The sequence below is a fragment of the Ralstonia sp. 22086 genome, from assembly GCF_052045975.1.
GTDB classification, from domain to species: Bacteria; Pseudomonadota; Gammaproteobacteria; order Burkholderiales; family Burkholderiaceae; genus Ralstonia; species Ralstonia wenshanensis.
On sequence record NZ_JBQEPZ010000001.1, the window covers coordinates 51721 to 78431 of the forward strand.

General features: G+C 64.5%; 22 protein-coding genes and 2 tRNA genes. 9 read left to right on the plus strand and 15 right to left on the minus strand.

Features of this window, described 5'->3' with window-relative positions; translation table 11 throughout:
• Positions 1 to 162: 162 nt before the first annotated feature.
• Together ACTJK6_RS00265 and ACTJK6_RS00270 are read right to left on the minus strand one after the other, a co-directional pair.
• A complete protein-coding gene (locus ACTJK6_RS00265) occupies positions 163 to 1725 on the minus strand; it encodes a methyl-accepting chemotaxis protein (protein WP_440838763.1) in 1563 nt (520 codons plus the stop codon).
• Positions 1726 to 2250: 525 nt separating this feature from the next.
• Positions 2251 to 4245, minus strand: coding sequence for a CocE/NonD family hydrolase (locus tag ACTJK6_RS00270; RefSeq protein ID WP_440838096.1), 1995 nt, complete (start codon positions 4243 to 4245; stop codon positions 2251 to 2253).
• A 524-nt stretch (positions 4246 to 4769) separates the two neighbouring features.
• Here ACTJK6_RS00270 and ACTJK6_RS00275 point away from each other — a divergent pair.
• From ACTJK6_RS00275 to ACTJK6_RS00290, 4 genes are all read left to right on the plus strand, one after another.
• The gene (locus ACTJK6_RS00275; RefSeq protein WP_232040369.1) at positions 4770 to 5051 is read left to right on the plus strand and encodes a DUF7696 family protein; all 282 of its coding nucleotides are present in this window, start codon (positions 4770 to 4772) and stop codon (positions 5049 to 5051) included.
• Between the two features lie 131 nt (positions 5052 to 5182).
• Positions 5183 to 5273 (plus strand) — tRNA-Ser (locus ACTJK6_RS00280).
• A 150-nt stretch (positions 5274 to 5423) separates the two neighbouring features.
• On the plus strand, positions 5424 to 5891 hold the full coding sequence (locus ACTJK6_RS00285) for a (2Fe-2S)-binding protein (protein ID WP_322016863.1): 468 nt from the start codon (positions 5424 to 5426) through the stop codon (positions 5889 to 5891).
• Positions 5888 to 8185: a molybdopterin cofactor-binding domain-containing protein gene (locus ACTJK6_RS00290; protein ID WP_440838097.1), complete on the plus strand. Its 2298-nt coding sequence runs from the start codon at positions 5888 to 5890 to the stop codon at positions 8183 to 8185. Before ACTJK6_RS00285 ends, ACTJK6_RS00290 begins: the two co-directional genes overlap by 4 nt.
• Before the next feature lie 73 nt (positions 8186 to 8258).
• On the opposite strand, the gene ACTJK6_RS00295 is transcribed toward ACTJK6_RS00290, so the two are convergent.
• From ACTJK6_RS00295 to lpxO, 12 genes are all read right to left on the minus strand, one after another.
• A complete protein-coding gene (locus tag ACTJK6_RS00295; protein WP_316880244.1) occupies positions 8259 to 8849 on the minus strand; it encodes a peroxidase-related enzyme in 591 nt (196 codons plus the stop codon).
• A complete protein-coding gene (locus tag ACTJK6_RS00300) occupies positions 8846 to 10738 on the minus strand; it encodes a CMD domain protein (RefSeq protein ID WP_440838098.1) in 1893 nt (630 codons plus the stop codon). Before ACTJK6_RS00300 ends, ACTJK6_RS00295 begins: the two co-directional genes overlap by 4 nt.
• A gap of 5 nt (positions 10739 to 10743) precedes the next feature.
• Positions 10744 to 12312: an ABC transporter substrate-binding protein gene (locus ACTJK6_RS00305; protein ID WP_440838099.1), complete on the minus strand. Its 1569-nt coding sequence runs from the start codon at positions 12310 to 12312 to the stop codon at positions 10744 to 10746.
• A gap of 53 nt (positions 12313 to 12365) precedes the next feature.
• Positions 12366 to 13367, minus strand: coding sequence for an ABC transporter ATP-binding protein (locus ACTJK6_RS00310; RefSeq protein WP_440838100.1), 1002 nt, complete (start codon positions 13365 to 13367; stop codon positions 12366 to 12368).
• Complete coding sequence (locus tag ACTJK6_RS00315) at positions 13364 to 14368, minus strand: ABC transporter ATP-binding protein (RefSeq protein WP_440838101.1); 1005 nt, start codon at positions 14366 to 14368, stop codon at positions 13364 to 13366. The genes ACTJK6_RS00310 and ACTJK6_RS00315 overlap by 4 nt, the downstream gene beginning before the upstream one ends.
• Positions 14365 to 15294, minus strand: coding sequence for an ABC transporter permease (locus ACTJK6_RS00320; RefSeq protein WP_232040361.1), 930 nt, complete (start codon positions 15292 to 15294; stop codon positions 14365 to 14367). Before ACTJK6_RS00320 ends, ACTJK6_RS00315 begins: the two co-directional genes overlap by 4 nt.
• On the minus strand, positions 15291 to 16274 hold the full coding sequence (locus ACTJK6_RS00325) for an ABC transporter permease (RefSeq protein WP_232040360.1): 984 nt from the start codon (positions 16272 to 16274) through the stop codon (positions 15291 to 15293). The genes ACTJK6_RS00320 and ACTJK6_RS00325 overlap by 4 nt, the downstream gene beginning before the upstream one ends.
• Positions 16271 to 17770, minus strand: coding sequence for an FAD-dependent oxidoreductase (locus ACTJK6_RS00330; protein WP_440838102.1), 1500 nt, complete (start codon positions 17768 to 17770; stop codon positions 16271 to 16273). Before ACTJK6_RS00330 ends, ACTJK6_RS00325 begins: the two co-directional genes overlap by 4 nt.
• On the minus strand, positions 17767 to 18741 hold the full coding sequence (locus ACTJK6_RS00335; RefSeq protein ID WP_440818009.1) for a LysR family transcriptional regulator: 975 nt from the start codon (positions 18739 to 18741) through the stop codon (positions 17767 to 17769). The genes ACTJK6_RS00330 and ACTJK6_RS00335 overlap by 4 nt, the downstream gene beginning before the upstream one ends.
• 166 nt (positions 18742 to 18907) lie before the next feature.
• Positions 18908 to 20059 carry an ABC transporter substrate-binding protein gene (locus ACTJK6_RS00340; RefSeq protein WP_440838103.1) on the minus strand — a complete coding sequence of 384 codons (1152 nt, stop codon included), beginning with the start codon at positions 20057 to 20059 and terminating at the stop codon, positions 18908 to 18910.
• Positions 20060 to 20271: 212 nt separating this feature from the next.
• Positions 20272 to 20889 carry a BPSL1445 family SYLF domain-containing lipoprotein gene (locus ACTJK6_RS00345; RefSeq protein ID WP_316871404.1) on the minus strand — a complete coding sequence of 206 codons (618 nt, stop codon included), beginning with the start codon at positions 20887 to 20889 and terminating at the stop codon, positions 20272 to 20274.
• A 314-nt stretch (positions 20890 to 21203) separates the two neighbouring features.
• Positions 21204 to 22106, minus strand: coding sequence for a lipid A hydroxylase LpxO (gene lpxO / locus ACTJK6_RS00350; protein WP_232040357.1), 903 nt, complete (start codon positions 22104 to 22106; stop codon positions 21204 to 21206).
• A 260-nt stretch (positions 22107 to 22366) separates the two neighbouring features.
• On the opposite strand from lpxO, the gene ACTJK6_RS00355 reads away from it, so the two are divergent.
• Positions 22367 to 22927: a hypothetical protein gene (locus tag ACTJK6_RS00355; RefSeq protein WP_440838104.1), complete on the plus strand. Its 561-nt coding sequence runs from the start codon at positions 22367 to 22369 to the stop codon at positions 22925 to 22927.
• Between the two features lie 12 nt (positions 22928 to 22939).
• Here the strand turns inward: ACTJK6_RS00355 and ACTJK6_RS00360 are convergent, their stop codons facing one another.
• Entirely contained in the window at positions 22940 to 23332 is a 393-nt protein-coding gene (locus ACTJK6_RS00360) for a hypothetical protein (protein ID WP_024975412.1), read from the minus strand.
• Between the two features lie 104 nt (positions 23333 to 23436).
• On the opposite strand from ACTJK6_RS00360, the gene ACTJK6_RS00365 reads away from it, so the two are divergent.
• The 4 genes from ACTJK6_RS00365 (at position 23437) to ACTJK6_RS00380 (ending at position 26066) form a co-directional block, all read left to right on the plus strand.
• Entirely contained in the window at positions 23437 to 24291 is an 855-nt protein-coding gene (locus tag ACTJK6_RS00365) for a DUF4743 domain-containing protein (RefSeq protein WP_440838105.1), read from the plus strand.
• Between the two features lie 8 nt (positions 24292 to 24299).
• On the plus strand, positions 24300 to 25166 hold the full coding sequence (gene purU / locus ACTJK6_RS00370; RefSeq protein ID WP_232040353.1) for a formyltetrahydrofolate deformylase: 867 nt from the start codon (positions 24300 to 24302) through the stop codon (positions 25164 to 25166).
• A 25-nt stretch (positions 25167 to 25191) separates the two neighbouring features.
• Positions 25192 to 25920, plus strand: a complete 729-nt coding sequence (gene dnaQ, locus ACTJK6_RS00375) for a DNA polymerase III subunit epsilon (RefSeq protein WP_260802300.1) — start codon at positions 25192 to 25194, stop codon at positions 25918 to 25920.
• A gap of 71 nt (positions 25921 to 25991) precedes the next feature.
• Positions 25992 to 26066: transfer RNA gene (locus ACTJK6_RS00380), tRNA-Val, on the plus strand.
• Positions 26067 to 26711: the final 645 nt, after the last annotated feature.

A 26711-nucleotide genomic window follows, 5' to 3' on the forward strand; every position in this document is an offset into this window, starting at 1 on the left:
AGTTCACTTTGCGTCGTGCATGCAAGCCCGCCAATGCAGCGGAAGTCACGAACGACGGCCTAACGAAAGACACAGGACACCAAGAGAAAACGCCCGCGGCCTTTCGGCGGCGGGCGCAATGACAGCTTGGAGATGACAACTACTACGGTGACAGTGCCTGGCTCAGGCGTGTGCAGCGTGCGGATCGACGCGGAAGAAGGACATCGCAGCGTTCAGCTCTTGTCCCTGGTCCTGCAGCGATTGCGATGCGGCTGCGGCTTCTTCCACCAGCGCCGCATTGCGCTGCGTGACTTCATCCATTTGCGAGATCGCCTGGTTGACCTGTTCAATGCCGCGCTTCTGCTCGACCGAGGCGGCGGCAATTTCTTCCATGATGTGCGTGACGCGGGCCACGGCCTGCGTGACCTCCGTCATGGTCTCACCAGCTTGGCCCGCCAGCGTGGAGCCATCGTGAATGCGCTCCACCGACGAGGCGATCAGTTCCTTGATCTCCTTGGCCGCCGTTGACGAGCGTTGCGCCAGGCTGCGCACTTCGCTGGCGACCACTGCAAAGCCGCGGCCCTGCTCGCCTGCGCGTGCGGCTTCCACGGCGGCATTCAGCGCGAGGATGTTGGTCTGGAACGCGATGCCTTCGATGATGCCGGTGATGTCGGCAATCTTGCTCGAACGGTCGCTGATGTCCTGCATGGTCGATACGACCTGGCTGACGACCGTGCTGCCCTTGAGCGCCACTTCGGACGCAGTGGAGGCGAGCGCGGTGGCGTGCTGGGCGTTGTCGGCGTTCTGCTTCACGGTGGACGTCAGCTCTTCCATGCTGGCTGCCGTTTCCTGCAGCGACGATGCCTGTGCTTCCGTGCGTTGGCTCAGGTCGGCATTGCCCGCCGCGATCTGTTTGGCTGCGCCGGCCACGCTGGTGCTGCTGTCGCGAACCTTGTCGACGATCTCGGTCAGGCGGCCGTTCATGTCGCGCAGGGCAGAGAGCAGGTAGCTTGTCTCATCCTTGCCTTGCACCTCGATGCGGCTGCTCAGGTCGCCGCGTGCCACCGTCCGCGCGACATCCACAGCGGTGCGGATTGGCTGCGTGATCGAGCGCGTGATGATGATCCCGGCAATCAGCGCCAGCAGCACCGCGCCGATCGACAGGCCGGCCAGCAGATTGCGCTGCATGACGTACTGCGCCTCATACGCCTGCACGAGCTGCTCCTGGCGCTCGTGCGTGTACGTGGCATACGCGTCGGTGGTCTTGATGAGGGCGGCCAGCAGCGGGCGGCACTCGTTGTCCATCTTCTGGATGGCTTCGTCGCGTTTGCCCGCCAGTGCCAGCCCGACGATGTCGGTCGCCACCGGGCCGTACTGTGCTTCCACGCGGTTGATGTCTTCCACCAGCTTACGGGCGCGGTCGCTGGTGTCCTTGGCGCCCGCAATCATGTCGTTGAGCTGCTTGAGCTTGTTCTTCACATCGTCGTGCGCCTGAAAGACGTCGGCCTTCTCCAGATCCAGGTCTTTTTGCGTGACCACGAGAACCAGGTTGCGTGCGGCGATGGCGCGGCGATCCACCGCCGTGCGCACGTCGTTTGCCACATCTGCGCGGGCGCTGATGCCGTGCACGTAGTTCGAGAACCCTTCCGTCGATTCGGACAGCGCCCGCAGCGACATGCCCGATACCACGACAACAATGGCTGCCAGCACGCCAAAGCCCGTTGTGAGCTTGGCTTTGATGGTCATCTGAGAAAGGTTCACTGCGTCCTCCGGTTTGCTGAATGGGTTGAGATGTGGTCGGGCACCGGAGCGGCTTAGAAAGAAAGACGGTCGGCGACCACGTTGTTATGTGCAACGACTGCGTACTTGAGAAAGGTGCAGGTTATGTCACGGTATGACCGATTTGTATGCGTCGGATTTTTGGAGCTTCACCGGGTTATCGGCATTGAAAAGAAAATCCTGAATAACATTCTTTCTGAGCGTTTTCACTTAATGCAAATTGTGGGCCTTTGTTTTGCCGGTGAAACCTTGCCTGGCAAGGCCTGGGCGCCATTTTTTCGAATCGTGAGACGGATTATGCAGGCTGGATGGCGCCAACGTTTTCCTACTCTATTTGCGTTATTTATATTCAGATGTTGATATTTTCACTACAGTATTCGCGATGCGCGGTTTTACGGATGCAATTGGCGGATTACATATTTTGGTGGTGCCCGATATCCAAAGAAAACGGCCCGCGAAGCGGGCCGTCAGATCACCGCGGACGGGCGCTTGCTACAGCGCCGTGGCCGGCACCACGGGCAGCACAACCTTGGAGGGATGGGCCGCATCGCTGTAGATCGTCAGCACGCCGACGAGCGAGTTGAGCAGCGTGGGCAGTGGCGGCACGCCTTGCGGCAGGTTGCTGGCGCCCACGGCCACCCGCAGCTTGTGGCCCTTGGCGATGAGCGCACTCGTCGGGAACACCTCCACCGGCACCATGACGGCCTGGCCCGGCATGAGTGCCTGCACGGAGCTTGGGGTGAACGGATGCCATGGCTGGATCATCAAACCATTCATCGTGCGGGAACGGCTGGCGTCCACCGCGCGAAGCGAGGCTGTCTGAAGCGCATCGGTGAGTGGCGTGACGTTCCCCGCCGCGTCCACGTCGTCAATGCGGACCGAGACGCCGGCATCCAGAGCGGTGGTCGAGATCCAAACATCGGCCTCAATCGGCCCGTTGAGGTAGACATCCGCCGGCATGGGTGGCGTCTCGAACTTCACGTCGGCGGCTTCGGCGATGGTGTCGTCGGTCTGGCATGGCAGCGGGAGGAAACCCGTCAATCCAGCCGTCCATTGCGACAGGCTGATCGAACATGCGCCGTTCAGTGGCAGCTGTGCGACCGTGTTGGACGCTTCGTTTGCCGCAGGCGCGGTGGCCGACAGGCTCTTGTCGCCGCGCAGGAAGAGCTGCTGCGCCTGCACCTGCGGATGCGGCCAGTCTGTAGCGGTGGCGTAGTGGGCGAGGCCGCTCACGTATTGCGTGACGTTGGGCTGCGCATCGGCGCCCACGTTCATGCCTTTGACGTACTGGTCGAACCATTGCAACTGAATGTGGTTCAGCGGCGGCACGCCATCGACCGGCAACCCGCTTCCCAACGCGGCCTGCAGATGTGTCCACGGGCCGATCAGCAGCTTGGCCGGTGCCTGCGTCTTGATGCTCTCGTACGTGAGTGGTTCACTGCGCTGGAAGAGATCGTGCAGGCCGCCCACCACGAAGGTCGGCACCTTGATCTTGCCGTCGTTTTCCAGCGGCGAACGCGTCGCCCAGAATGCGCCGTCATAGGCTGTGGCCGTCGTGCCGAGCAGCGCCTGCAGCATGGTCGGCAACTGGAACGTCGTGACCGCAGACACCAAGTGCTGCAGCACGGCCGGCAAACCGATCGTGGGGTCAGTCACCAGCGTCGGATCGGTCAGGCTAAGCACTGATACCAAACCGAACCACGCCGGGATAAAGGTCAGGTTTGTCTGCCCACCCGTGAAGACGATGTCGCGGTAGCCATCACCGATCGGCACGATAGGGAAGGCCGCCTTGACCGCGGGATGGTTCTGCGCCGCCGTGATGACCGTCGTGATGCCGAGGTACGACACGCCGTAGAGGCCGATGGCGCCGTTGCTCCACGACTGCAGGGTCACCCAGTCGACCACGCGGCCATAGTCGCTTTGCTCATCGGCGCCAAAGGCGTCCCATGTACCTTGCGACTGGCCTGTGCCGCGTACGTCCACCACCACCGTCGCGTAGCCGTGCTGGACGATGTACGGATCGGCCGCGCCGAGCGCAGCGCCAATCGAGGCTTCGTATTGCGCGTTGCCACCGTTGTACGAGGTTTGCACCAGCACCGTGGGGAACGGGCCGGCGGCGGCGTTGCCCGATGCGTCGGCCGGCAAGGTGACATAGGCCGCGAGCTTCGTTCCGTCGGGCATGGTGATGTACTGCGTGGCCTGGCGCGCGACGCCCGCGTAAAGCATGGGCGGGTTGTAGTCGACCCACTTCGCGCCCGCGTTGCTCTTGATGGATGTTCCCGGTTGCGCCGGTGTGGCACGCGTACCCAGCGTGGTCCAGTTGACTGCGGCTGGCGGCACCGGCTGCGTGGTGTTTGAATCTGCGGCGATGCTGTTGGCGACGGTCGAGCCGTCACCGCCGCCGCAGCCCGACAGTGACAGGGCCGCGCACAGCAGCGCCGACATCAGCATGCGGCCGCGCCGCACGTGTGGGTTACCCATTTGCATGGGGTGTCTCCTCTTGAATGCTTTTGTTGTGTGTAGGGGGGGCGGCGTGCCGAGGGTGGCGGCACGCGGCCGATCGCTTCCGGTTCGGAAGCGGAGCAAGCGAAGAGGCCGGCGCAGAAGAGGGGTGGGTGACACGACCGACCGCGCGCCAGCGGGCTTGGGCGCACGGATAAAGCACCAAGCATGCCCACGGCGCGATACCCGCAGATGGCGCTGTATGGCGGTGTGGCACGCCTGTTGGGTCTCGGAACGCTACCGGCGTTACGTAACGTTCCGCGTAACGAGGGGCCTGATGCCGCCGTTTTCAGATGAGAAATTCGCACCCCACCAACGGAGGGATGCTGCCCGCCAAGCCCCGTCCACAGGGCGTTTCATACAGATCAAAACGACAACGCGTGCATGCAAAAAGTGCGTGTGGACCGGCTCATCGGTGTTGGCATGGACGTTGCGTATTCAGGCTGCGCGCCCGGCACAGGGCGCCACACGAAGAGCGCAACAACAGCACAGACAGCAAGGGGCCCATCATGAATCGCACCGTTCAAGACGTCGAAATTGCCGCTGCCATCGACTCGGACCTGCTCCGCCGCCGCGAGCAGTTTGTTGGTCAGCCCGCCGCGTGGCGGGTGTGGTCAGAAGCCGCTCATGTCGCCACATTGAATGAACGCGCACGTAACGCCTTTATCGAGCACGTGGCCAACGCCCGCGGTGCCGATATTGCCCTGCGCCTGCTGCTCAAAGCGCAGTCGATTCGCGATCAGGTCACGCAGACGCTGCTGACGAACGAGACGCCAGCCACGCTGCATTGAGTTACGCGAGGGGATGCCGGCCGCGCCAGATGTGTCGGCGGTGGGATGCAAAAGGCCTTGTCGGGAGACCGGGCCTTTTGTTTGTGAGGGAACTTGGCGAGCCGGCACGGTGTGCTACAATCGCGGGCTTCGGAGAGATGGATGAGTGGTTTAAGTCGCACGCCTGGAAAGCGTGTATAGGTTAATAACCTATCGGGGGTTCGAATCCCCCTCTCTCCGCCAGGAATTCAAGGCCCGGGCACGCAAGTGCTCGGGCCTTTTTGCATTCCGGGCCGTTGCCATGTCGAGGTGGACCACTATTGCTGACCTCAGCCGTTTGAACGTACGCTTGGCCAGCAAAAAAATCACAAAAGCCAAGGAGACCACCGCCCCATGGATTTGGACGTCAACCACAAGCCGGTCAGCGTTGATTGCGACCCGGCCACGCCCCTGTTGTGGGTGCTGCGTGACCACCTGAACCTGACCGGTACGAAGTTCGGCTGCGGCGTTGCGGCATGCGGCGCCTGCACGGTGCACGTGGACGGCACGGCCGTGCGGTCCTGCGTGCTGCCGGTCGCGGCTGTCGCCGGCAAGCACATCACTACCATTGAGGGACTTGCCGGCGCCGAGGGCAAACGCCACGCCTTGCAACAAGCCTGGATAGATGAGCAGGTGCCCCAGTGCGGCTACTGCCAATCCGGCATGCTGATGGCCGCGGCGGATTTGCTTGCCCAACACCCCGATCCGAGCGATGCCGACATCGACGCGGCCATGACCAACATCTGCCGCTGCGGCACATATCCGCGCATGCGCGCCGCCATCAAGCGCGCCGCCAAGGCGTTGCGGGAGGTCCGCGCATGAACGCGAAGACAACGAAACCGCGTAGCGGACGCCGCCGTTTCCTGCTCGGCGCGCTTGGCATTGGTGGCGCACTGGTGGTGGGTTGGGGCGTCATGCCGCCGCGCAGCCGCGTGGGTGATCCGGGCGTCTTCCCCGAGCACAACGGCGAGATTGCGCTGAACGGCTGGATCAAGATCACCCCCGAAGGCAATGTCGTGCTCGCGATGCCGCGTGTGGAGATGGGGCAGGGCATCCACACCGCGCTCTCGATGCTGGCGGCAGAAGAGCTGGACATTCCGCTCTCGCGCGTGAGCATCGAAAGCTCGCCCGTGGAGCGCATCTACGGCAACGTCGTCGCCATGGGCGACAGCTCGCTGCCGCTGCACCCCGATAGCGCCGACAAGACCTGGGCACGCGCACTGCATTGGATCATGGCCAAGAGTGCGCGCGAGATCGGCCTCATCATCACCGGCGGCAGCAGCAGCACCGCCGATGGCTGGCAGCCCGTGCGCGAGGCCGCCGCCACGGCGCGTGCGGCGCTGGTGGAGGCGGCAGCGCGTGAATGGAACGTGTCGGCTGCGCAAGTCAGCATCCGCGAAGGCCAGTTGATTGGCCCCGGCGGCAAGCAATCCACGTTTGGCGGCATGGCTAAGTCGGCGCGCGGTATTTCTGCGCCGTCCACTGTCACGCTCAAGCCGGCTTCGCAATACCAGTTGATCGGCAAGCCGGCGCCGCGTAACGATCTCGCGGCCAAGACAGATGGCAGCGCGCGTTTCTCCATCGACACGCGCCTGCCCGGCATGCTGTATGCCGCCGTCGTGATGTGCCCGGTGTTTGGCGGCAAGCTCAAGACCTTCCAATCGAAGGCCGCGCTTGGCATGCCGGGCGTGCGTTACGTGGTGCCGTTCGAGGGCACCGCCGGCGGCGCACCTGGCGTGGCAGTGGTGGCAGATCATTACTGGCAGGCGCGTCAGGCGCTGGCAGCGCTGGAACCCGTGTGGGACAACGGCCCGCATGCCAAGCTCGATTCCGAAGGCATCCGGCAGCAGCTTGTCAGCGCGCTCGACAGCGACAAGGGCGGCTTCACGTACCGCTCGATGGGCGATGGCCTGAAAGCCTTCGACAAGGCCGATGGCGCCACCATCGTCGAAGCGGAGTACACCGCGCCGTATCTCGCGCACACGACGATGGAGCCGATCAACTGCACCGCGCAGGTAACGGCGGACGGCGTGCATCTTTGGGCGCCCACGCAGGTCGCCACGCTGGCGCAACTGGTGGCGGCGCGCGCGGCGGGTGTCAGCGGCGACAAGGTGCGTATCGACATCCCGCTGATCGGCGGCGGTTTCGGGCGGCGGCTGGAATCGGATTTCATCGGCCAGACCGTCACCATCGCCACAAAGACCGAAGGCAAGCCCGTGCAGGTCATCTGGTCGCGTGAAGAGGACGTTCGCCACGACTTTTATCGCCCGCAGGCCATCGCACGGCTCAAGGCGCGTGTCGAGAACGGCAAGGTCACGGCGATTGCGTCGCGCAGCGCCGGACAATCGATTCTGGCGGGCGAGCTGGATCGCCTGTTTGGCGCGCCGTCTGTGGGTATCGACCGCTACACCGCCGAAGGCCTGTTCGATCTGCCGTACGAAATCGAGCACGAGCACATCGCGCACCTGGCAGTCGATCTGCCGGTTCCCGTGGGGTTCTGGCGCAGCGTGGGGCACTCGTACAACGGGTTCTTCATGGAGGGCTTTCTCAACGACGTGGCGGCGGCAGCCAAGCTTGACCCGTTGGCGATGCGGCGTGACTTGCTGAAGGCCCATCCGCGTGAGTTGAAGGTGTTGGACACGGCAGCGCAGGCGGCCGGTTGGGGACAGCCGCTGGCACCAGCCGCCGACGGCGCACCCCGTGCACGCGGCATTGCCTTGCACCCGAGCTTCGGCTCCGTGGTCGCGCAGGTCGTGGAGGTGTCGATGAAGGACGGCAAGCCGCGCGTGCATCGCGTTGTGTGCGCGGTCGATTGCGGCACGGTGGTCAATCCGGGCATCGTTGCGCAGCAGATGGAAAGCGCGGTCATTTTTGGCTTGACGGCGGCGCTGTATGGCCGGATCGATATCAAGGACGGGCAGGTCGTGCAGTCGAATTTTCCGGACTATCCGGCGCTCAAGATGGCCGAGACGCCTGTCATCGAAACGCACATCGTGCCGAGCACCGCGGAGCCTAGCGGCATGGGCGAGGTGGGTGTGCCGCCAATCGCTCCGGCCGTGGCCCATGCCGTGGCGCAGTTGACCGGCAAGCCGGTGCGGCAACTACCGATGGTGTGACGCTGCTGCATTGAAAACGAAAAAGCCGCAGGTTCGCGCCTGCGGCTTTTTCTTTGGAGCAATTCTGCCGGGTTCAGGCCGCGTCCGGAAACACGGGTTCGCCCAGATTCAGCATCAGGCGATTCGCCCACGCAAAGATGGCCACCGCGTGTATCAGGTCGAGGATCTCCGCGTCCGTCAGGCCAGCGGCCTTGAGCGGCTGCAGGTCTTCGCCGCGCACATCGCCCGGGCGCAGTGTCAGGTCGATCGAGAACAGCACGATGGCACGCTCACGCGCATTCGTGCCTGCGATGTGCGGGTCTTCAAAAACCTGCTTGATCACATCGTTGCGCTTGGCAAGCTGTTCGAAGCGCTGCGCGTGGACAGACGCGCAATACACGCAGCCGTTGACGCGCGACACCACCGCGCTGGCGAGTTCGCGTTCCGCACGCGACAGGCCGCCCGGCGCATACATGATCGCGTTGAACGCCGCCGACCGCTGACGCAGGATCTCTGGCTGGTGAACGAGAAAACGGTAGTAGTCAGACGTTTTCGCCTTCGGGTGGCTTTCTTCCAGCACGGCGAGCTGCTCGGGCGTGGCGCGGTCGAGGTCGACCACATCGAGCCACGCTTTCCACTCAAGCGATTCGTTGGTGAAGCCGTGGGCGCGGATGATCTCGGTCATGCTGCGGTCTCCGTGGAGGCAGTGGCGCTGCCGGTGCCGGCGGCTTCGCTAAGTGCACGCAAGCCGGCGACGAGCCGCGTCTGATACGACAGGAAGGCAATGAGCTGCGCGAGCGTTACCACGTCGGCCGTGGCGAGGCCCGCTGCGGGCAAGCGCAGTAGCGCATCGCGGTCGCCCTCGATGGGGCGTTCGACGAGCGTGCGCGTGAAGGTGAGGATGGCGTGCAGGCGCGCGTCGGTCAGCGTGTCGATATCGCCATGGTCCACCGCTTGCAGCGCAATTGCGTCGACCGGCGTGTTCGCGAGGCGTGCGCGGTAGTGGTCAGCCAGTTCCGGCGCGGGCGTCAGACGGCACGCGTACAGCGCCACGAGCAAGCGTTCGCCCAGCGTGAGGCCGGGCAAGGCAGCGTCGAACAATGCGTCGTAGCTGCCCTGGGTGGCCGTTGCGACCTTTTCGCGGGCGTGGCGCAGCGCATGCGTGGGGCTGCCGTCGCCAAGGTCGGCAACCTGGTCGACCACATCTTGTGCGGGCGTGAAATCCATCGATGAAAGACTCCGAGAATCAGGTACGGAGGCGCCGCGCGCAGCCACCGCGCTGGCGAGGAAGCGTCGCACCGCTGCCCAGGATTGGGCGTCCGCGCGGGCGTTGGCGCGGGGCTCGCCGCCGCCGGTGCTGATGCGGCCCGACACCGGATGCGCATAGACGAGCTGCGTGGTCGGCACGTACGGGAACACGATGGAGTGACCCGCGCCTTCGTAGTCGAAGTGTTGGATGGGGTAGGGGTGCCGTACCTCGGCCAGTTTGGTGGTCACCATGCGCGAGTAGTCGCTTGAGGGCCAGGAGCCGTCATCCGTGGCCGAGAGCAGCAGCACCGGCCCGCGTGCGCGCTCGATGCGGATACGCGCGCGCGCCACGGCGTCGGCATCCTGCAGCGCCGTGCGGATAGCGCGTTCATGCCGATGCGGCGCTGGGCCTTCGTCAAACGGTGCCCAGCTCGCGGTGCGGTTGCCCTCCCACAGATGCGGCAGCGGCTGACCGCGATACAGCCACGTCGGGCCTTCGCGGCCGACAGCAGGGTCCGCAGCGTTCTGCCCGCTGTGCACGACGGCACCCGGCACGTAGCCGATGACCGCAGACACAGCTTCTGGGAACGTCGCCCCCAGCAGCAATGCGAGTTCACCCCCGCGCGACTGGCCGCTCACGGCAACGAAGTCGTGCAGCGGCGCCACGCGCTTGCGCAGCCAGGCGAGCGCGCGCTCGAAATATTCCAGCGGCGTATTGGAGATGTAGTCCGACAGCCCCGGCGCCTTGAAGTACGCCAGCGCGAATGCCGCATAACCGTGCGAGGCATACAGCGCCGCGCGCGGTTCGTTGATGCCGCCGCCCGACCCGTTGAGGATCAGCACGGCCGGGCGCGGGCCCGGGTGCGCGTAGGGGTCGGGCAGGTACAGCGTGCCGACCAGGCCCTCTTCGTTGTCCGGCGCGCGCACATCGTGGCGCGTCACACCCGGGGCGGCCAGCCGTTGGACGAAGCTCGCATGGACGGACTCGCCATTGGCAGTCGCCGTGAGCGTGGTCGTCAGCGGCTCTGTCGCGGCTAGCGGAAATACTTCGCGCGCTGTTCCGTCCTCCGGGCGCTGGCTCCAGATGATGCCCATCGCGCTGACGCCGGTGTAGTCGCCCGAGACGGGAGCGTCGCGCGTGAGGTCCACGGTGCCTTGCGCGTCGGCGACAAACGCGGCGCGGCTGTGCCACAGCACGCCGTTGCCGCGACGCGTTTGCGCGACGATGCCGACCTGGGCGCCGGGCGCAAGCCCAGTCACGACGATGCTGCGCGATACGTCGATCAGGTCATCCGCCGGCGTGACGCTGAGCGCGAGCGTTCCCATGGCGCTTACTTGCCGTCCTTGGTGACCATTTGAGCGGCCGTGCGATCGCTCGTCATCGGCGTTACCTTCAGGCCTTTCTTGGCGGCCCACACGTTCTGGTAGTGGTACAGCGGCATCACGCCCACGTCATCCGACACCAGCTTGACCGAGTGGCGCAGGATGGCCGCGCGCTTTTCCACGTTGAACTCTTCAGTGGAGGCGTTCAGCGCGTTGTCCACGGCGGGGTTGCTGTAGTGCCCCCAGTTGGAGGCACCCAGTCCCTTCTTGGTGTCGACCGTGGCCAGCACGTTGACCAGCGCGTAGCTTGCCTCGCCCGTGCCGTTGCCCCACGCCAGCATGCTCATCGCATATTCATTCTTGTTGGCGCGGCCGGAGTAGACCGACCAGGGCACCACTTCCACGCGCGCCTTCACGCCGATGCGGGTCCAGAACTGCGCCACCGCCTGCGCTGTTTCGGGGCCTTGCGGGTAACGGTCGTTCGGCACGTGCATCACGAGGTTGAAGCCCTGCGGAAAGCCCGCGTCGGCCAGCAGCTTCTTGGCCTGCGCCGGGTCGTAGGCGATGTCCTTCACGTCGGGGTTGTAGCCGTACGTGTCCGACGGCATCCACTGGTTGGCGACGGTGGCGGCGCCTTGCAGGATGCGGTCGACGATGGCCTTGCGGTCGATGGCGAGCGACAGCGCGCGGCGCACGCGCACATCCAGCAGCGGATTGTTCGGCAGCGGCTTGCCGTCGTTGCCGGTGATGTAATCGTTCGGCCCCTTGCGGAAGCTCGGTTGCAGCAGCATCACGCGCAGGCCCGGATAGGCGAACACCTTCACGTTGGGCGACTGGCGTAGGCGGGCAAGGTCAGACACCGACACCTTGTCGATAACATCCACTTCGCCTGAGAGCAGGTTGGCCGTGCGCGCAGCAGCGTTGTTGATGTAGCGGTAGTTGACCTTCTCCCAGAGTTGTTTGCCGCCCCAGTAGTTGTCGTTGCGCGCCATCACCACGCGATCGCCGGGCACGTACGAGACGAACTTGTACGGGCCGGTGCCCACCACGGCACGGCCGGCGTTGTAGTCCTCAGTCGACGATTTCTCCCCCACGTGCTTGCTGACGATGTGCACGGATGCGAGGTTCAGCGGCAAGTCCGGGTTCGGGATGTTCGTCTTGATGATCAGCGTGAGCGGGTCTTTGGCCGTGACGGACTCCACCGTGCGCAGATAGCCCGCGAACGTTGCCACGCTGCCCGGTACGCTGCGCGCGCGCTGATACGAGAAGATGACGTCATCGGCCGTAAACGGCTGGCCGTCGTGCCATTTCACGTTCGGGCGCAGCTTGATTTCCCAGGTCTTCGGGTCCAGCGTCTTCCACGACAGCGCCAGGCCCGGCTGCAGCTTGTTCCACTTGTTCTCGACCAGCAGATCCCAGAAGTGCACGTCGACGGAGCGGTCGCCAGCGTGGTTGTTCAGCTGAGGGTCCAGCGACGACAGCGGATCGGCAAAGGCGATGTTCAGCGTCTGCGCGTTGACAGCGCCAGCGGCAGTCAGCACGGCAACGGCAAGCGATGAAGCGAGGAGGCGTTTCACGTTGATTTCCCTTTTTCCCTTTTTGTTGGAATCGTTGGCTTATTGCAGATCGTTCAGATCGCGTCGTTCAAGTGGCAGGCGCTGAAGTGGTTGACCGCAATGCCGCGCAGCGTCGGTGTTTCGGTCTTGCAGCGGGGCATGGCGTGCGGGCAGCGCGGGTGGAAATGGCAGCCGGTGGGCGGGTGCAGCGGGCTCGGCATCTCGCCTTGAATGGCTGTGAACGTCTTGTGCCGGGCCGACAGGCGCGGGATCTCCGCCAGCAATGTCTGCGTGTAAGGATGGTTCGGGCGGCGGAACACTTCCTCCGCCGTCGCCGATTCCACCACGCGGCCGAGATACATGATCACCACGCGGTCCGAGAGGTGCTCCACCACGCCAAGGTCGTGGCTGATGAACAGGTAGGTCAGGTTGAGCTGCTCGCGCAGGTCCATGAACAGGTTCAGGATCTGCGCCTGGATCGACACGTCCAGCGCTGCCACCGCCTCGTCGCAGACGAGCATCGACGGCTGCACCGCCAGCGCGCGCGCAATGCCGATGCGCTGCCGCTGGCCGCCGCTGAACTGATGCGGGTAGCGGTCGCGCAGGGCGGGGTCCAGGCCGGCGCGCTGCATCTGCGCAGCCACGTAATCGGCAAAGTTGGCGCGGTCGGTCAGGCCGTGCACGCGTGCCGCCTCGCCAACGATCTCTTCCACGCGCAGGCGCGGGTTGAGGCTCGCGTACGGGTCCTGAAAGATCATCTGGATCTTCAGGCGGGCCGCGCGGGCTTCCTCTGCGGAAAGCGTGTCGACAGCCTTGCCGTCCACGCGCACCTCGCCGGCCGAGGGCGGCATCATGCCCGCAGCAATGCGGCCGAGTGTGGACTTGCCGCAGCCCGATTCGCCGACGAGCCCCACGACTTCACCGGGCTGGATCGCAAGGTCGACGCCATCAACGGCACGAACAATCGCCGGCGGATGCGCCAGGCCAAAGCGCTGCAGAACGCGATCGGCCGCGCCGACCTTGCGATCGCCAAAGCGTTTGCTGACCTGTTTGAGTTCAACGAGAGGTGTGCTCATGCGACCTCCCGCGAGGACGCGTGCTGCGCGCCCGGATGGAAACAGCGCACGAGGCGCTCAGGTACCGGTTGGGTGATTTCCGGAGCGGCGCCGCAGACATCTGTGGCGCGCGGGCAGCGTGCCGCAAACGCGCAGCCCGCCGGCAGCGCCAGCAAGTTCGGTGTCATGCCGGGAATCTGGCGCAGGCGCTGACCGCGGCAGTTCTCGCTGGGCAGGCTGTCGATCAGGCCCATGGTGTAGGGGTGCAGCGGGGCATCGAGCACGGCATCCACCGGCCCGTGTTCGACGATGCGGCCGGCGTACATCACGGCCACTTCGTCGGCCAGGCCGGCCACGACAGACAGGTCGTGCGTGATCCAGATCAGCGCCGTGCCGTGCATGCGCGCGAGCTTCTGCACTTCCGACAGGATCTGCGCCTGGATGGTCACGTCCAGCGCCGTGGTCGGTTCGTCGGCAATGATCAGGTCGGGCCGATGCAGCATCGCAATGGCAATCGCCACGCGCTGGCGCATGCCGCCGGAAAGCTGATGCGGATACGCCCGCAGCCGTTCTTCAGGGCTCGGGATGCCCATCAGGCCGAGTGTGTCGCGCGCATGTTCCCGCGCCTGCTTGTGGTTCATGCCGCTGTGCGCGCGCACGGCCTCGATCATCTGGGCATCGATGCGCAGCACGGGGTTGAGCGTCATCATCGGGTCCTGGAAGACCATGGCGATGCGGTTGCCCTGCAGCTTGCGCAATTCGCGCGGGGGCAGCTTGGTGAGGTCGCGGCCCTGGTAGAGGATCTCGCCGCCGACGACGCGGCCCGGCGGGTCCACCAGGCCCATGATCGAGAAGCCGGTGACGGACTTGCCCGAGCCCGACTCGCCCACCAGCCCGAGGATGCGCCCGCGCGCGAGCGAGAACGACACGTCGTCCACGGCCGGCAAAACGCCTTCGCGCGTGAAGAAATGCGTGCGGAGGTTGCGGACTTCGAGGGTGGTCGCGTTGGTGGACGCCGTCATCGTTGCGTCCTCGGGTTCAGCACTTCACGCAGGCGGTCGCCCACCAGGTTGATGGCCACCAGCGCCAGCAACAGCGCGATGCCCGGATAGAAACTGATCCAGTACTGGCCTGAGAGCATGTATTGGTATCCGTTGGAAATTAGCAGACCAAGAGACGGCTCGGTAATCGGCACGCCCAGGCCCAGGAACGACAGCGTGGCCTCCAGCGTGATCGCGCGCGCCACCTGCAGCGTGCCCACGACGATCAGCGGCGGCAGGCAGTTCGGCAGGATGTGCCTGAGTGCGATGCGCCAGCCGGGCAGGGCGAGCGAACGCGCGGCTTCTACGTATTCGCGGCGACGCTCGACCAGCGCTTGCCCGCGCACCGTCCGCGCGTAATACGCCCACTCGAGCAGCACCAGCGTCAGCACGACGTTCGTGATGCTCTTGCCGAGATAGGCGAGGATCATCATCGCCACCAGCACGGATGGGAACGACAGCAGCAGGTCGACCGTGCGCATGATGAGGCTATCGACGCGGCCGCCGGCATACGCCGCAATCAGCCCCATCAACGTACCGATCACCGCCGCCACGGCTGCCGAACCGATCCCCACACCCAGGCTGATGCGCAGGCCATAAAGGATGCCGGAATACAGATCACGCCCCTGGCCATCCGTCCCGAGCCAATACGTGAACGTGCCCGTGCCGGAAGGCGACCCGGGTGGCAGTCGCGAGTCGAGCACGTCGAGCTGCATCAGGTCGTACGGATTCTGCGGCGTGATCCAGGGTGCGGCCAGCGCGGCCAGAATCAGCACCACCACAACCACCAGCCCGAAGATGGCGGCCTTGGAGGCGAGGAAATCTGACGCCACGCGCCGCCAGGGTGATTGCCTGCGCGGGGCTGACACCGTCGTCGCCGTCGTGGATTGCGAAGTCGTATTCATCATGCAGCCTCCGCGTTATCGGCCGCACGCACGCGTGGGTCCAGCATCCGATACAGGATGTCGACGATCAGGTTGAGCGACACGAACAGGCACACCACCACGATGAGGTAGGACACGATGACTGGCCGGTCCAGCGCGTTGATGCTATCGAGAATCAGCTTGCCCGCGCCGGGCCACGCGAAGATGCTCTCCGTCACCACCGCAAAGGCGATGGTCGAGCCCAGCTCCAAGCCGAGCACCGTCACCAGCGGGATCAGCGTATTGCGCAGCACGTGCGCCAGCACCACGCGCAGCGGCGACAGGCCCTTGGCACGCGCGAATTTCACGAAGTCCTGCGGCAGTACCTCGCGCACGCCGGCAGAGGTCAGCCGCAGCACCAGCGAGAGCTTGAACAGCGACAGGTTGACCGCCGGCAGCACAAGGTGCCGCAGGCCATCCACCGTTAGCCACGACCATTCGATGCCGAAGAGGCGTGCCGTTTCGCCGCGCCCGCTGGCGGGCAGCCAGCCCAGGCTCACGCTGAACGCCATGATCAGCATCAGGCCTACCCAGAACGTCGGCAGCGAAAAGCCCACCACACTGCCCGTCATGAGCAGGCGCGACACCGGATGGCGCGGATACAACCCGGCGAACAGCCCCAGCGGCACACCGATCACCACCGCGATGATCAGCGCAGAAAACGCCAGCTCCAGCGTGGCCGGCAGGCGCTGCAGGATCAGCTGGATGGCTGGCTCGTTGTAGACGAAGCTCTTGCCCAGATTGCCGTGCAGCGCGCCGTTCAGGAAGGCGAGGTACTGCTCCCACAGCGGCTTGTCCAGACCCAGCTCGGCAATGATGCGTGCGCGGTCGATCTGGTCCACGTCCTGGCCGATCAGGATGTCGACCGGGTTGCCGATGGCGTGCAGACCGATGAAGACGATCACCGTCATCACCAGCACGACCAGCAGCGCCTGGCCGATGCGGCGGATTAGCCAACCTGTCATCGTGCAGCCTCCTGGCCGGAAGTGGCATTTGCTTCCACGCCGGGTGGCGGGGCGGGGGTCCATTCATCGCCGAAGATCTCCGGCTCGGCATACGCCTGGATGGCGGCGTAGTGGGCGTCGATGTCTTCCTGGTACAGCAACCCGGCAATGCCCTGCGCCAGCCGCTTCGCGCCTTCGCTGATGGCCGGGATGTCGCCCGAGACGCTGCCGTGCGTGACCGACGCCGGATAGCAGAAGCAATGCACGCGCGACAGGCCGGGCAGCGTGCCGGGCGTTTTCTCGCGAAATTCGAACGCGTGGCCGAGGTCGGGCGAATCGGCGAGTTCCGCGTCTTCCTCGCCGGGGCGCGGCGTATAGCGGTCGCGCCATTGGCGAATGTGCGGTGCCAGTGCGCTGAATTCGGGCCGGGCCGCCCAATCGGTGCGAAAGCCTGTCGAGAAGATCAGGAAGTCCAACTGGAATACGCCTTTGGTGGTGGCCACGTGCAGCACGCCGTCATACTCGTCCACACCCAGGATGCCGCACCCGAGGTTGAAGCGCGCATTCGGATGTCGCGACACACGCAGCGTGCTGCCGCGCGGCGGAGGGACTTGCTCGACATTGATGTAATGGCGGATGCGCCATTTCCATGCGTCGGGCAAATGCAGGTGGCCATGCACGAGGCCTGGGCTACCGGCGCCCTTGCCCTTGTTCACGCGCGGCAGGTCGGGGCGGCGGATCAGCATGTCGACGCTGGCAGCGCCAGCCTCAAGCGCCGTGGCAGCCGAATCCATGGCAGACGCGCCAGCGCCGATCACGCCCACGCGCTTGCCGGCAAGCGCGCCGTAGTCCATCTCGTCAGACGAATGCGCCCACCAGCGGCGCGGCAGCCGATGCGCAAAGTCGGGCACGGATGGGCCGCCCAACCCATCACGGCCGGTAGCCAGCACCACGCGGCGCGCAAACACACGCTGCGTCGGTTGGCCCGGCGCGTCGATCAGCAATTCAACGGCGCCATCCACGCGCGGGAGGATCGTCTTCACGTAATGATCGTTGCGCACGTCCAGTTGCAGCACGCGGCGGTACCAGCGCAGGTAGTCCATCCATTGCAGGCGTGGAATCTTGTCGAGCACCTCCCACGCATTGGTGCCGAACTGCGCTTCAAACCATGCGCGGAACGTCAACGCCGGCAGGCCGAGCGCAGGGCCGGTCAGTTGCTTGGGCGAGCGCAGCGTTTCCATGCGCGCCGTCGTCGCCCAGGGGCCTTCGAAGCCCGCAGGCGAGCGGTCGAACACCACCACGCCGATGCCAAGATGCTTGAGCGATGCCGCCGCTGCCAGTCCGGCCATGCCGCCCCCGATGACGGCCACATCCAGCACGGGTTGATCCTCTAACGTGTGTGGCAGCGTCCAATTTTTCGCAGGGAGTTCAAGCCACGAGAGGTCTTGGTGCAAGCGGGCTTCCAGCGCGGCGAGCCCGGTGACTTGCAGCGCGTTGTCTTGTGGTGCAACGGTCATGCGGACGCGCCTTCGGTTTCGTTGATGGATTCGCCATACACCATCTGCAGCATGCTGGCATGGCGTGCCGGATCGTGCAGCTTGCAGTCCGGCAGCAGGCGCTGTGCCGCGCGCGCGAGGGCGTCGGTCAGTGAGGTCACCGCCGCCGAGGGCCGCCTGGCCTCAGGCGTGATCACGCCAAAGAAGAAGGGGATGTCGGCGTCGATCGGGCGCACGGTCACGCCGTCGATCGGCACGCCGTACGCCGTCACGGGCTCTAGCAACGCGACACCCAGGCCCGCACGCACGGCGGTCAGCGCATTCAGCGAGGCGTTCGTCTCGATGAGCGCGGTGGGTTCCACGCCGGCCTTCGCCAGCGCTTGGTCCAGGCGTCGGCGCAATCGATAGGGGTTGTGCATGGTGATGATGCGCTGTCGGGCGCAATCGGCCAATGCGACGCGCTTGCCGGCGGCGAGCGGGTCGTGTGTCTGCACGGCAGCCACGCACGCCGCTTCGCCGATCCAGTGCACGGTGACGCCACGATGCTCCAGCGGCAGGCTGCTGAGGCCAAGGTCGGCGGCACCGGTCAGCACCGCGTGCACAACCTGCTCGGGCGAGGCGCTGCGAATCTGGATGCGCTGCGCGAGTTCCGGCTCATCGGCCAAGGCCGCGGGCAGCAAGCCGGCCGCCAACGCGGACGTCGCTGCCAGGCGCAGCGGGCGTGCCTCGCCGCGCGCGATTTCTTCGGCACGCGTGCGGATCTGCCGTAAGCTGATCAGCGTATGCTCAACGTCTTCGTACAGCAGGAAACCTTGCTCCGTCGGCGAGACGCGCGGCCCCGCGCGGGTGAACAGGGCATAGCCGATTTCAGCTTCCAGATCCTGGATGAGCCGGCTGATGGCGGGCTGCGAGCGTCCCAGCAGCTTGCCCGCCGCGGTGACGCTGCCGGTCGACATGACCGCGGCAAACGCTTCGAGTTGTCGGAGTTCCATCCGCCTGTTTGATCCCAGTCATGCATGTAGTTCGTGCATTCTGGTAGAGGCAGTATGCGAGTTCCAAATAGTATTTTCTTATGTACTCATGCGTTTTTCGCTGGCAACCGCTATTTCCTGCGGTGCAACAACTGCCGAGGCAGGCTGCACCGCAGCGCAACCATATCTATTTCACGAAGGTGCCGTTCGGCCCGATCACTGTCAGCTCGACATAGTTCGATCCCTTACGCAGGTTTGGACCGTAGTGGACTTCCAGGCCGCCCAGGTCGATCGTGCCGGCCGATTCCAGCCCCGAGACAAAGCTGGCCCGCGTGGGCGACTTGCCTGCACGCTTGAGCCCCTCGACCAGCACGCGCGCGGCTGCGTAGCCTTCCATCATCGCGTACGACGGCGTCACGCCGGCAGACTTCGCGCTGGACTCCAGCTCCCGGCCCAGCAATGAGGTCGAGCGCACCGGTGACGGCATCACCTGTGAGATCACAACGCCGCGGCCCAGCGCCCCGAGCGATTTCGCAAACGCCAAGCCGGCGTTGTTGGACAGCGCCGCAATCTGCGTCACCGTGCCTTGCTTGTTGAGTGCCTCGATCATGGCGCGCGCCGTCGTGCCCGGGCAGGCCAGGATCACCGCTTGCGGCGCGAACTTGCCAACGTCTGCGGCCGCCTTGGCGACGTCCGGTTTCAGGCGGTCGACGGTAAAGATGCTGTGCGCGTCGGCGGGAAGCTTTTTCGTGGCGTTGTTGAAGCCGATCTCGGTGTCCTTGCCGAAGGTGTCGTTCACGTTGACCAGCGCCAGGCGTCGCAAGCCTAGCGTGTCGAAGTAATGCACCAGCTCGGCAATCTCCGCCTGGTATTTCGCGCGCACGACGAAGAGCAGCGGATCGGGCTGATCAAAGAACGTTGAGGCACCGGTGGACGGCGCCACCACCGGCGCACCCACCGGCCGGGCTTCGGTCATGATCGCCTCGGTATTCGGGGTGCCGCGCGGCAGGAAGAGGGCAAAGACCTGTTTATCGACCAGCAGCGCGTGCGCGTGCTTCTTGGAGGCAGCCGCATCAAATCCGTCGTCTTCCGAGATCAGCTCGATCTTGCGTCCATTCACGCCGCCCGCGCGGTTCACGGCATCCAAGTAGAGCTTGGCACCCTGCGTCATCTCCTTGACCTGCTCGCCGGCGGGGCCCGTGAAGCCGGCGGTCTGGCCGATGACGATCTTGGTGTCGGTGATGCCCGGTTCGGCCATCGCCTGGCCAGACGCCAGCAACAATCCCGCCAGCCACGCGCATGCAATGGCGCTGCGCAACGCAGCGTTGCGACCTGTCATGTCTCCCCCTTTTTTTTCTGGGTGATTGTTTTGTCGTATGCCGATACGGCAGCGTGCACCGCAGCATCGGCCGGACGATGCTAGCTGAGAAGCCCCGCGTCGCCCCTCCGGATTTCCCTAGGGCTGCAACATTGCTGCAACGCTTCATGCGGGTTCCGCGCAAAAAAAACCGCCGTACGAGACGGCGGCATTGGCGTGCAGCGAAGCGCCGGTCAGTTGTTCTGCTTCGTGATCTTCGTGCCCTCGATCGACGCGCCGGCCATCAGGCCCGCGTTGGTCAGGTTGAAGCCGATGATCGGCTGCTGTGCGGTGTTGGTGTCGACCGCGCCGTTCGCGCCGATCTTTGCCAGCGCCACGGTGGCATCCACGCCGGCCGTCCAGCCTTGGCTAGCCTGGAATTTCTGCAGCGCTTCATCCGTCATGAAGAGGATGATGAGCGCACGCGATTGCGCACCAGCCTGGAAGCCCACCGAAGCGGAGGCGATGTTGTAGTAGCCCAGCGGACGCCCGCCGCCGGTGCGCAGCACGCCTTCGCCGTATTGGCCACCCACCACAAAGCCGGCGTTCAGCACCGACGGGAACACGAGCACGCCCTTGGCGCGTCCGACCAGCTCGCGGGAGCCGTTGGCCGTGGTGTACAGGCGCGAGAGCACGGAATCGGCCTGCGAGTTGGTGGTGGCGTGCTTGTTGGTGGACGACATCACGTCGGAGCCCTGTGCATTGGGGCTGGTCGTGGTACAGGCCGCGATCTGGGTACCGAGCAGTGCGACAGCAGCAAGCGCGGCGGCGCGGGTGAAGATGGTCTGGCGGCTAATGAGGTTCTTTTTCATGGCGATTGATCTCACTGTCTTTGTTGTTGACGAGGGACACAGGCACACGCGCATCCCGGCTCCGACTCGGTCCCATGCATTGAGCAAGGGTGTCGACCAAGGTGGAGCAAGCGGCGTGCCCGCCATATCGCATAAGCGCCGGAGCGCTCAATTCCTGACATTAGGCGAGATTTGTGCCCCATGTGGCGCTTTTGCTTCACTGCTTTGTAAAAACGCAAGCCGACCGCAATGCAGGTAGCTTTTTCACGCGCAACAAAAAACCGGCGCTTCAGGCCGGTTCTTTGTGCAAAGCAGGAGAGGGGGAGGGTTGGCGGTCAGATCCAGATGATCAACGCTGCCACGCCAATGATCAGGCCGAACTTCACCACGTAATAGACCTTGCGGTTCCATGCCTTGAAGCGGCGGCGGTACTGGCCCATCACCCACACGTAGCGGAACAGCTTGTTGATGCCGCCGGTTTGGTCGCCATCATCGTTGGGCGAGCTGGCAGCAGTCATGACCTTGCGCCCGAGCCATTTGTTGATGCGCTGTGCCCAGCCGAATTTCATCGGGCGTTCGATATCACAGAAGAGGATCAGGCGATCCTTGTCGGAGGCGTTTTCGGCCCAGTGCAGATAGGTCTCGTCAAAGACCACGCCCTGGCCGTCGCGCCAGCTGTGGCGCTCGCCGTCGACTTCGATGAAGCAGCGGTCGTCGTTGGGCGTGGACAGGCCAAGGTGATAGCGCAGCGAGCCGGCAAATGGATCACGGTGCGGATTCAGCTTGCCGCCCGGCGGCAGCTCGGCAAACATCGCTGCCTTCACGCTGGGTAGGTCACGCAGCAGCGCGACGGTCTGGGGGCAGAGCTGTTCGGCTGAAGGGTGATGGGCTTCGTACCACTTCAGGTAGAAACGCTTCCAGCCATTCTTGAAGAACGAGTTGAAGCCGGCGTCGTCGTTCTTCTCGGCAGCCTTGATCTTGCGCAGGTTGATGAGCGCCAGGCCTTCGTCGCGAATCTGCGGCCACGCGGCCTGCAGCTTTTCCAGATCCGGAAAGCGCTCGACGGGCACATACGGCGTCTGCGGCACGCCCGAAAACGCGTACATGAAGCAGTTGACCGGCGCGACTACGGCCGAGTGGTCGAACATCTGGCGCCAGAATTTCAGGCGCACCTTGCCGCGAAAGTGCACGTACAGAATGGAGCCCAGATAGAGGGCTACGATAATCCACTTGATCAAGGCGATTTCCTTGCCGCACAGAGGCGGTCAGCAATTGATTGCATGCGCTGGCAGCGCAATCCAGCATTTTACCCGTGGCGGGGCCGCGCCGCGTAGGTCGCCGCAACAGCGCACCGTGGCATTGTGACGCCACGTTACCGTTTGCGCCGCTGTTGCAATAAGGAACCTCTGTGTTCATTTGTCGTGAAATGTGCGCCGCGTTCTACAATTCAGCTTCGCCAGCCCGGCACCATAGCCGCGGGCGATTACCGGAGGGAGCGATGGACGTCAAAAAGCGAGACGAAGAATCCAGCGACATGCCGACCACCATTGGCATCGTGCCGGGCAATGCGGAATCGCTGGACGCGTCCATCCGCCGTGCTCAGGAAGCGCTGTCCGCGGTGTCTGCCCGCTTGGCAAACCGGCCTGCACCGCCGCGCCCGGACCCGGCGACAGATCGCTTCGTCGAAACCGACGACACCATGTCCCCCGCAGAAGCGCGCGCCTTGGCCGAACGTTGCATTGCCGGCGAGTCAGCGGAGCCCGCAAGCCTGGCGCGGGCGTTTTCCGCATTGCTTGGGCAGATCGATGGGTTGGAAGCCGACCATGCCGGCCGGCGCCGCGTGCTGCGGCAGTGGATGGTGAGCCAGCTCACCTACAAGATGCTGTATCTGCACCACACGGGCCAGGATTCGACCGTGCCGCCGCGTGCGCTGCGCGCTCAGAAAGAGCGGGTGAAGGCGCAGGTTTCGGCATTGCTGGATGCCGGGCGCTCCTACGCCGATGTGCGCCTGACCGACCTGCGCTTTGCCGAGGATGGCAGCGCCGCAGGTCAGGGCTAGGCGATCAGGCGATCAATCCTCGTCGTCGTCCGGTTCGGAGTCGAGGAATTCGCGGCGCGTGAGCCAGTCGGCGATGGCTTGGTCGCAGGCATCCTTTAGCTTGGACTTGTTATCCACCTTGTCGAATAGCGTGAAGTTCATCAGCGCCAGGCCCAAGTCCGTGATGTAGAACATCCGCTTGGGGTTGTCGAAGTGGACGATGCGGCCGTCGATGTCGCCTTCGTCTTCCGGCTCGGCCGGTGCGTCTTCGAGTTCGACCACGCGGCAGGTGAAGCGCGGTGTGCGGGTGTGCGTCAGATATTCGAATTCATCGTGCGACACTTCGCCGGACGGTGTGACGGCAATGGCGAAGCCCCAGATAAAGCGCGGGGTCGGCAGATCCGACAGCTCGTCGATTTCATCCATCCTTGTTTCTCCAGTCTGATGACGGCTTGTATTAACGGCGCATTATCGCGCGACCCGTGCTGCACGGAAAGCACAATGCACGCCCGACATGATGGGGCGCAGAAATGACCGACCCGCGAATACAACGCATACGAGACGGCCTGGCCGCCCGGCAGGCGTTCGACGCTGACGCACTTGTTCCGTGGATTGTTGCCGGACAACGCGTCGGCTGGCTGAGTCGCGAGCGCGCTGCGCTGCTTGGGCGCTGGCCGCAGTGGTTCGACGTATCGGCGCAGCGGGTCGATTTGCGGGAGACGCTCGCCAGCGAGGCCGAGCGCACCGCCGCGCTGGCCGAAGTCGTCATGCGCCTGGCGGAAGCCGGCCACGTGCGCGGTTGGCGCGACGAGCGTTTCGCCGTCAACACCGGCTGGGGCACGCCCACGCTGGCGCTGATCGAACGCGCCGCCGCGCGCTTCTTCGGCATCCGAACCTATGCGGCGCACATGAACGGCCTGATCGACGGCGGTGAGGCTGCCGAGCCGGCGCTCTGGCTGGCCCGCCGCGCCCAAACCAAGCCGATCGACCCCGGCATGTGGGACAACCTCGTCGCTGGCGGCATTGGCCACGGCTTTGATGCGCGTGGCGCGCTGGAAAAGGAATGCTGGGAAGAAGCGGGCATCGGCGCCGATCTGGCAGCCCTTCTGGTGCCGCGCGGCACGCAGGATGTGCTGCGCGAAGTGCCCGAAGGTATCCAGTGCGAGACGCTTTTTGCCTTCGACCTGACGTTGCCGGCCAGCTTCGTCCCCGCCAATCAGGACGGCGAGGTCGCCGGCCACCTGCGCGCCAGCCCCGACGCGGCGCTTGATATCATGGCGGACTTCGCTATGACGGTCGACGCCACGCTCGTTACCCTTGACGCCCTGGCGCGCCTGGGTTTGGCACATGCGCCGCAGCGGTTTGCGTCCGACAACAATACATAAAACGCTTCATGAGTCACTCCGGTTTCATTCTTACCCTGTCGTGTCCGGACCAGCCGGGCATCGTCCATGCCGTGTCGGGCCTGCTTTTCGAGCAGGGCTGCAACATTCTCGATTCGGACCAGTTTGGCGACGAATTCACGGGCCGCTTCTTCATGCGCGTGCATTTTGTTCCGCAGGGCCAGCCGCTGGACCTCGCCATGCTGCGTGACCGCTTTGCACCGATCGGCGAACGTTTCACCATGCAGTGGGGCATGTTCGACGCGGCAGTCAAGCCGCGCGTGATGATCCTGGTCTCGAAGATCGGCCATTGTCTGAACGACCTGCTGTTCCGTGCCCGCGCCGGCCAACTGCCGATCGAGATTGCAGCCATCGTCTCGAACCACCGCGATTTCTACCAACTGGCCGCGTCTTACGACGTGCCGTTCATGCACCTGCCGTTGCTGCAGGCGACGGACGCGCAGAAGGCGCAGCAGGAAGCCCGCATCTGGGAAATCGCGCAGGAGCAGCAGATCGATCTGGTTGTGCTTGCGCGCTATATGCAGATCCTTTCCGACGACCTGTGCCGCAAGCTGGAAGGCCGCGCCATCAACATCCACCACTCATTCCTGCCGAGCTTCAAGGGCGCCAAGCCGTATTACCAGGCGCATGAGCGCGGCGTGAAGCTGATCGGCGCAACGGCCCACTACGTGACGGCTGACCTGGACGAAGGCCCGATCATCGAACAGGAAATCGAGCGCGTGGACCACAGCATGGACCCGGAGCAGCTCACCGCTGTCGGCCGCGACGTGGAATGCGTGGCGCTGGCGCGCGCCGTGAAGTGGCATGCCGAACACCGCATCCTGCTCAACGGCCACAAGACCGTCGTCTTCAAGTAATCCAGTCAGAGTAGGGGAGCGCGCGATGCGACAGATCATTCTCGATACCGAAACCACCGGCCTGAATGCCGCCACCGGCGACCGCGTGATCGAAATCGGCTGCGTGGAGATGGTCAACCGCCGCCTGACCGGCCGCAACCTGCACTTCTACATCAACCCCGAGCGCGAGATCGACGCGGGCGCGATGGCCGTGCATGGCATCACCAACGAGTTCGTGGCCGACAAGCCGAAGTTTGCCGACATCGTCAACGAAATCCGCGACTACGTGCAGGGCGCCGAGGCGATCATCCACAACGCCGCGTTCGACCTGGGCTTCCTCGACATGGAATTCCAGCGCCTGGGCCTGCCTGCCTTCCGCGAGCACCTGTCGGGCCATATCGACACGCTGCGCGAGGCGCGCCAGATGTTCCCCGGTAAGCGCAACTCGCTGGATGCACTGTGCGACCGTCTGGGCGTGAGCAATGCGCACCGTACGCTGCACGGCGCATTGCTGGATGCCGAACTGCTGGCCGAGGTCTACCTCGCCATGACGCGCGGCCAGAACACGCTGGTGATCGACATGCTGGAGTCGGGCGAGGGCGCGTCGGACGAAGCCGTCGCCGTCGACCTGAGCGCGTTGCAACTGCCGGTGCTGCTGGCAACCGAAGCGGAGGCCGAAGCGCACGCCGGCGTGCTCAAGGAGATCGACAAGGCCAGCGGGGGCAAGACCGTCTGGACGCGTGAACCTGTGGAATCTGTGCAGCCGGCTGCCTGATCAAAAAAATGTGCGGCCAGGGTATTTACACGGCCGCACATTTTCGCCATAATCTCGTTTTCACCGCATTCGGGTGGTTAGCTCAGCGGTAGAGCACTGCCTTCACACGGCAGGGGTCACAGGTTCAATCCCTGTACCACCCACCAAACTGGCGAGAAATCGCTTAAAAGGCCCTCAGGCAAATGCCGAGGGCCTTTTTCTTTGTCCGTTCTGCGTGCAGGCTTTCCGGGCCGCGTCTTTGTCGCATCGGGCAAAACTCCCTCTGGCGCAAAAAAGAGGCACCTTCGGTCGGATCCGTTTCGGTCCTGCGGCTCGGAGTTGTGGGCACATGCGAGGCGATGAACGCAGTTCACCTTACGCGTTGCGCAATGCTTCGTTGTCTCCCAGGGAGAAAAGCTGCCGCTACAAGCGTCGCATCGCTGGTGCGCGCCATGCGCGATACCACAGTTGGCGAAACACGAAAACGCAGGGATATCCCCCTCCTGTATTCAGCGTGCGCGCGGGAACTCGCGCGGATCGGTTACGTACCAACCTGCGAGCCCGAGAAGGCGACATAGGTACGCTTTCTGCTGTGCTCGAGGTAGCCGATCGTCGTGGTGCACGCGTGTTGATGCATCGTGCAAGGTCCGTTTAGCACTTCATGCTGTCGAGCGCTAACGCAATTGCAACGGTTGTGCACCGGTCCAGGCTCTCAACCGTTCTTGTGATCATCGGTGATTCGTCTACAGTGGAATCAGCAACGCACGCAAGAACTAGCCTGGCTCTCGCTTGTTGGTGTGGAGTAGGGAAGA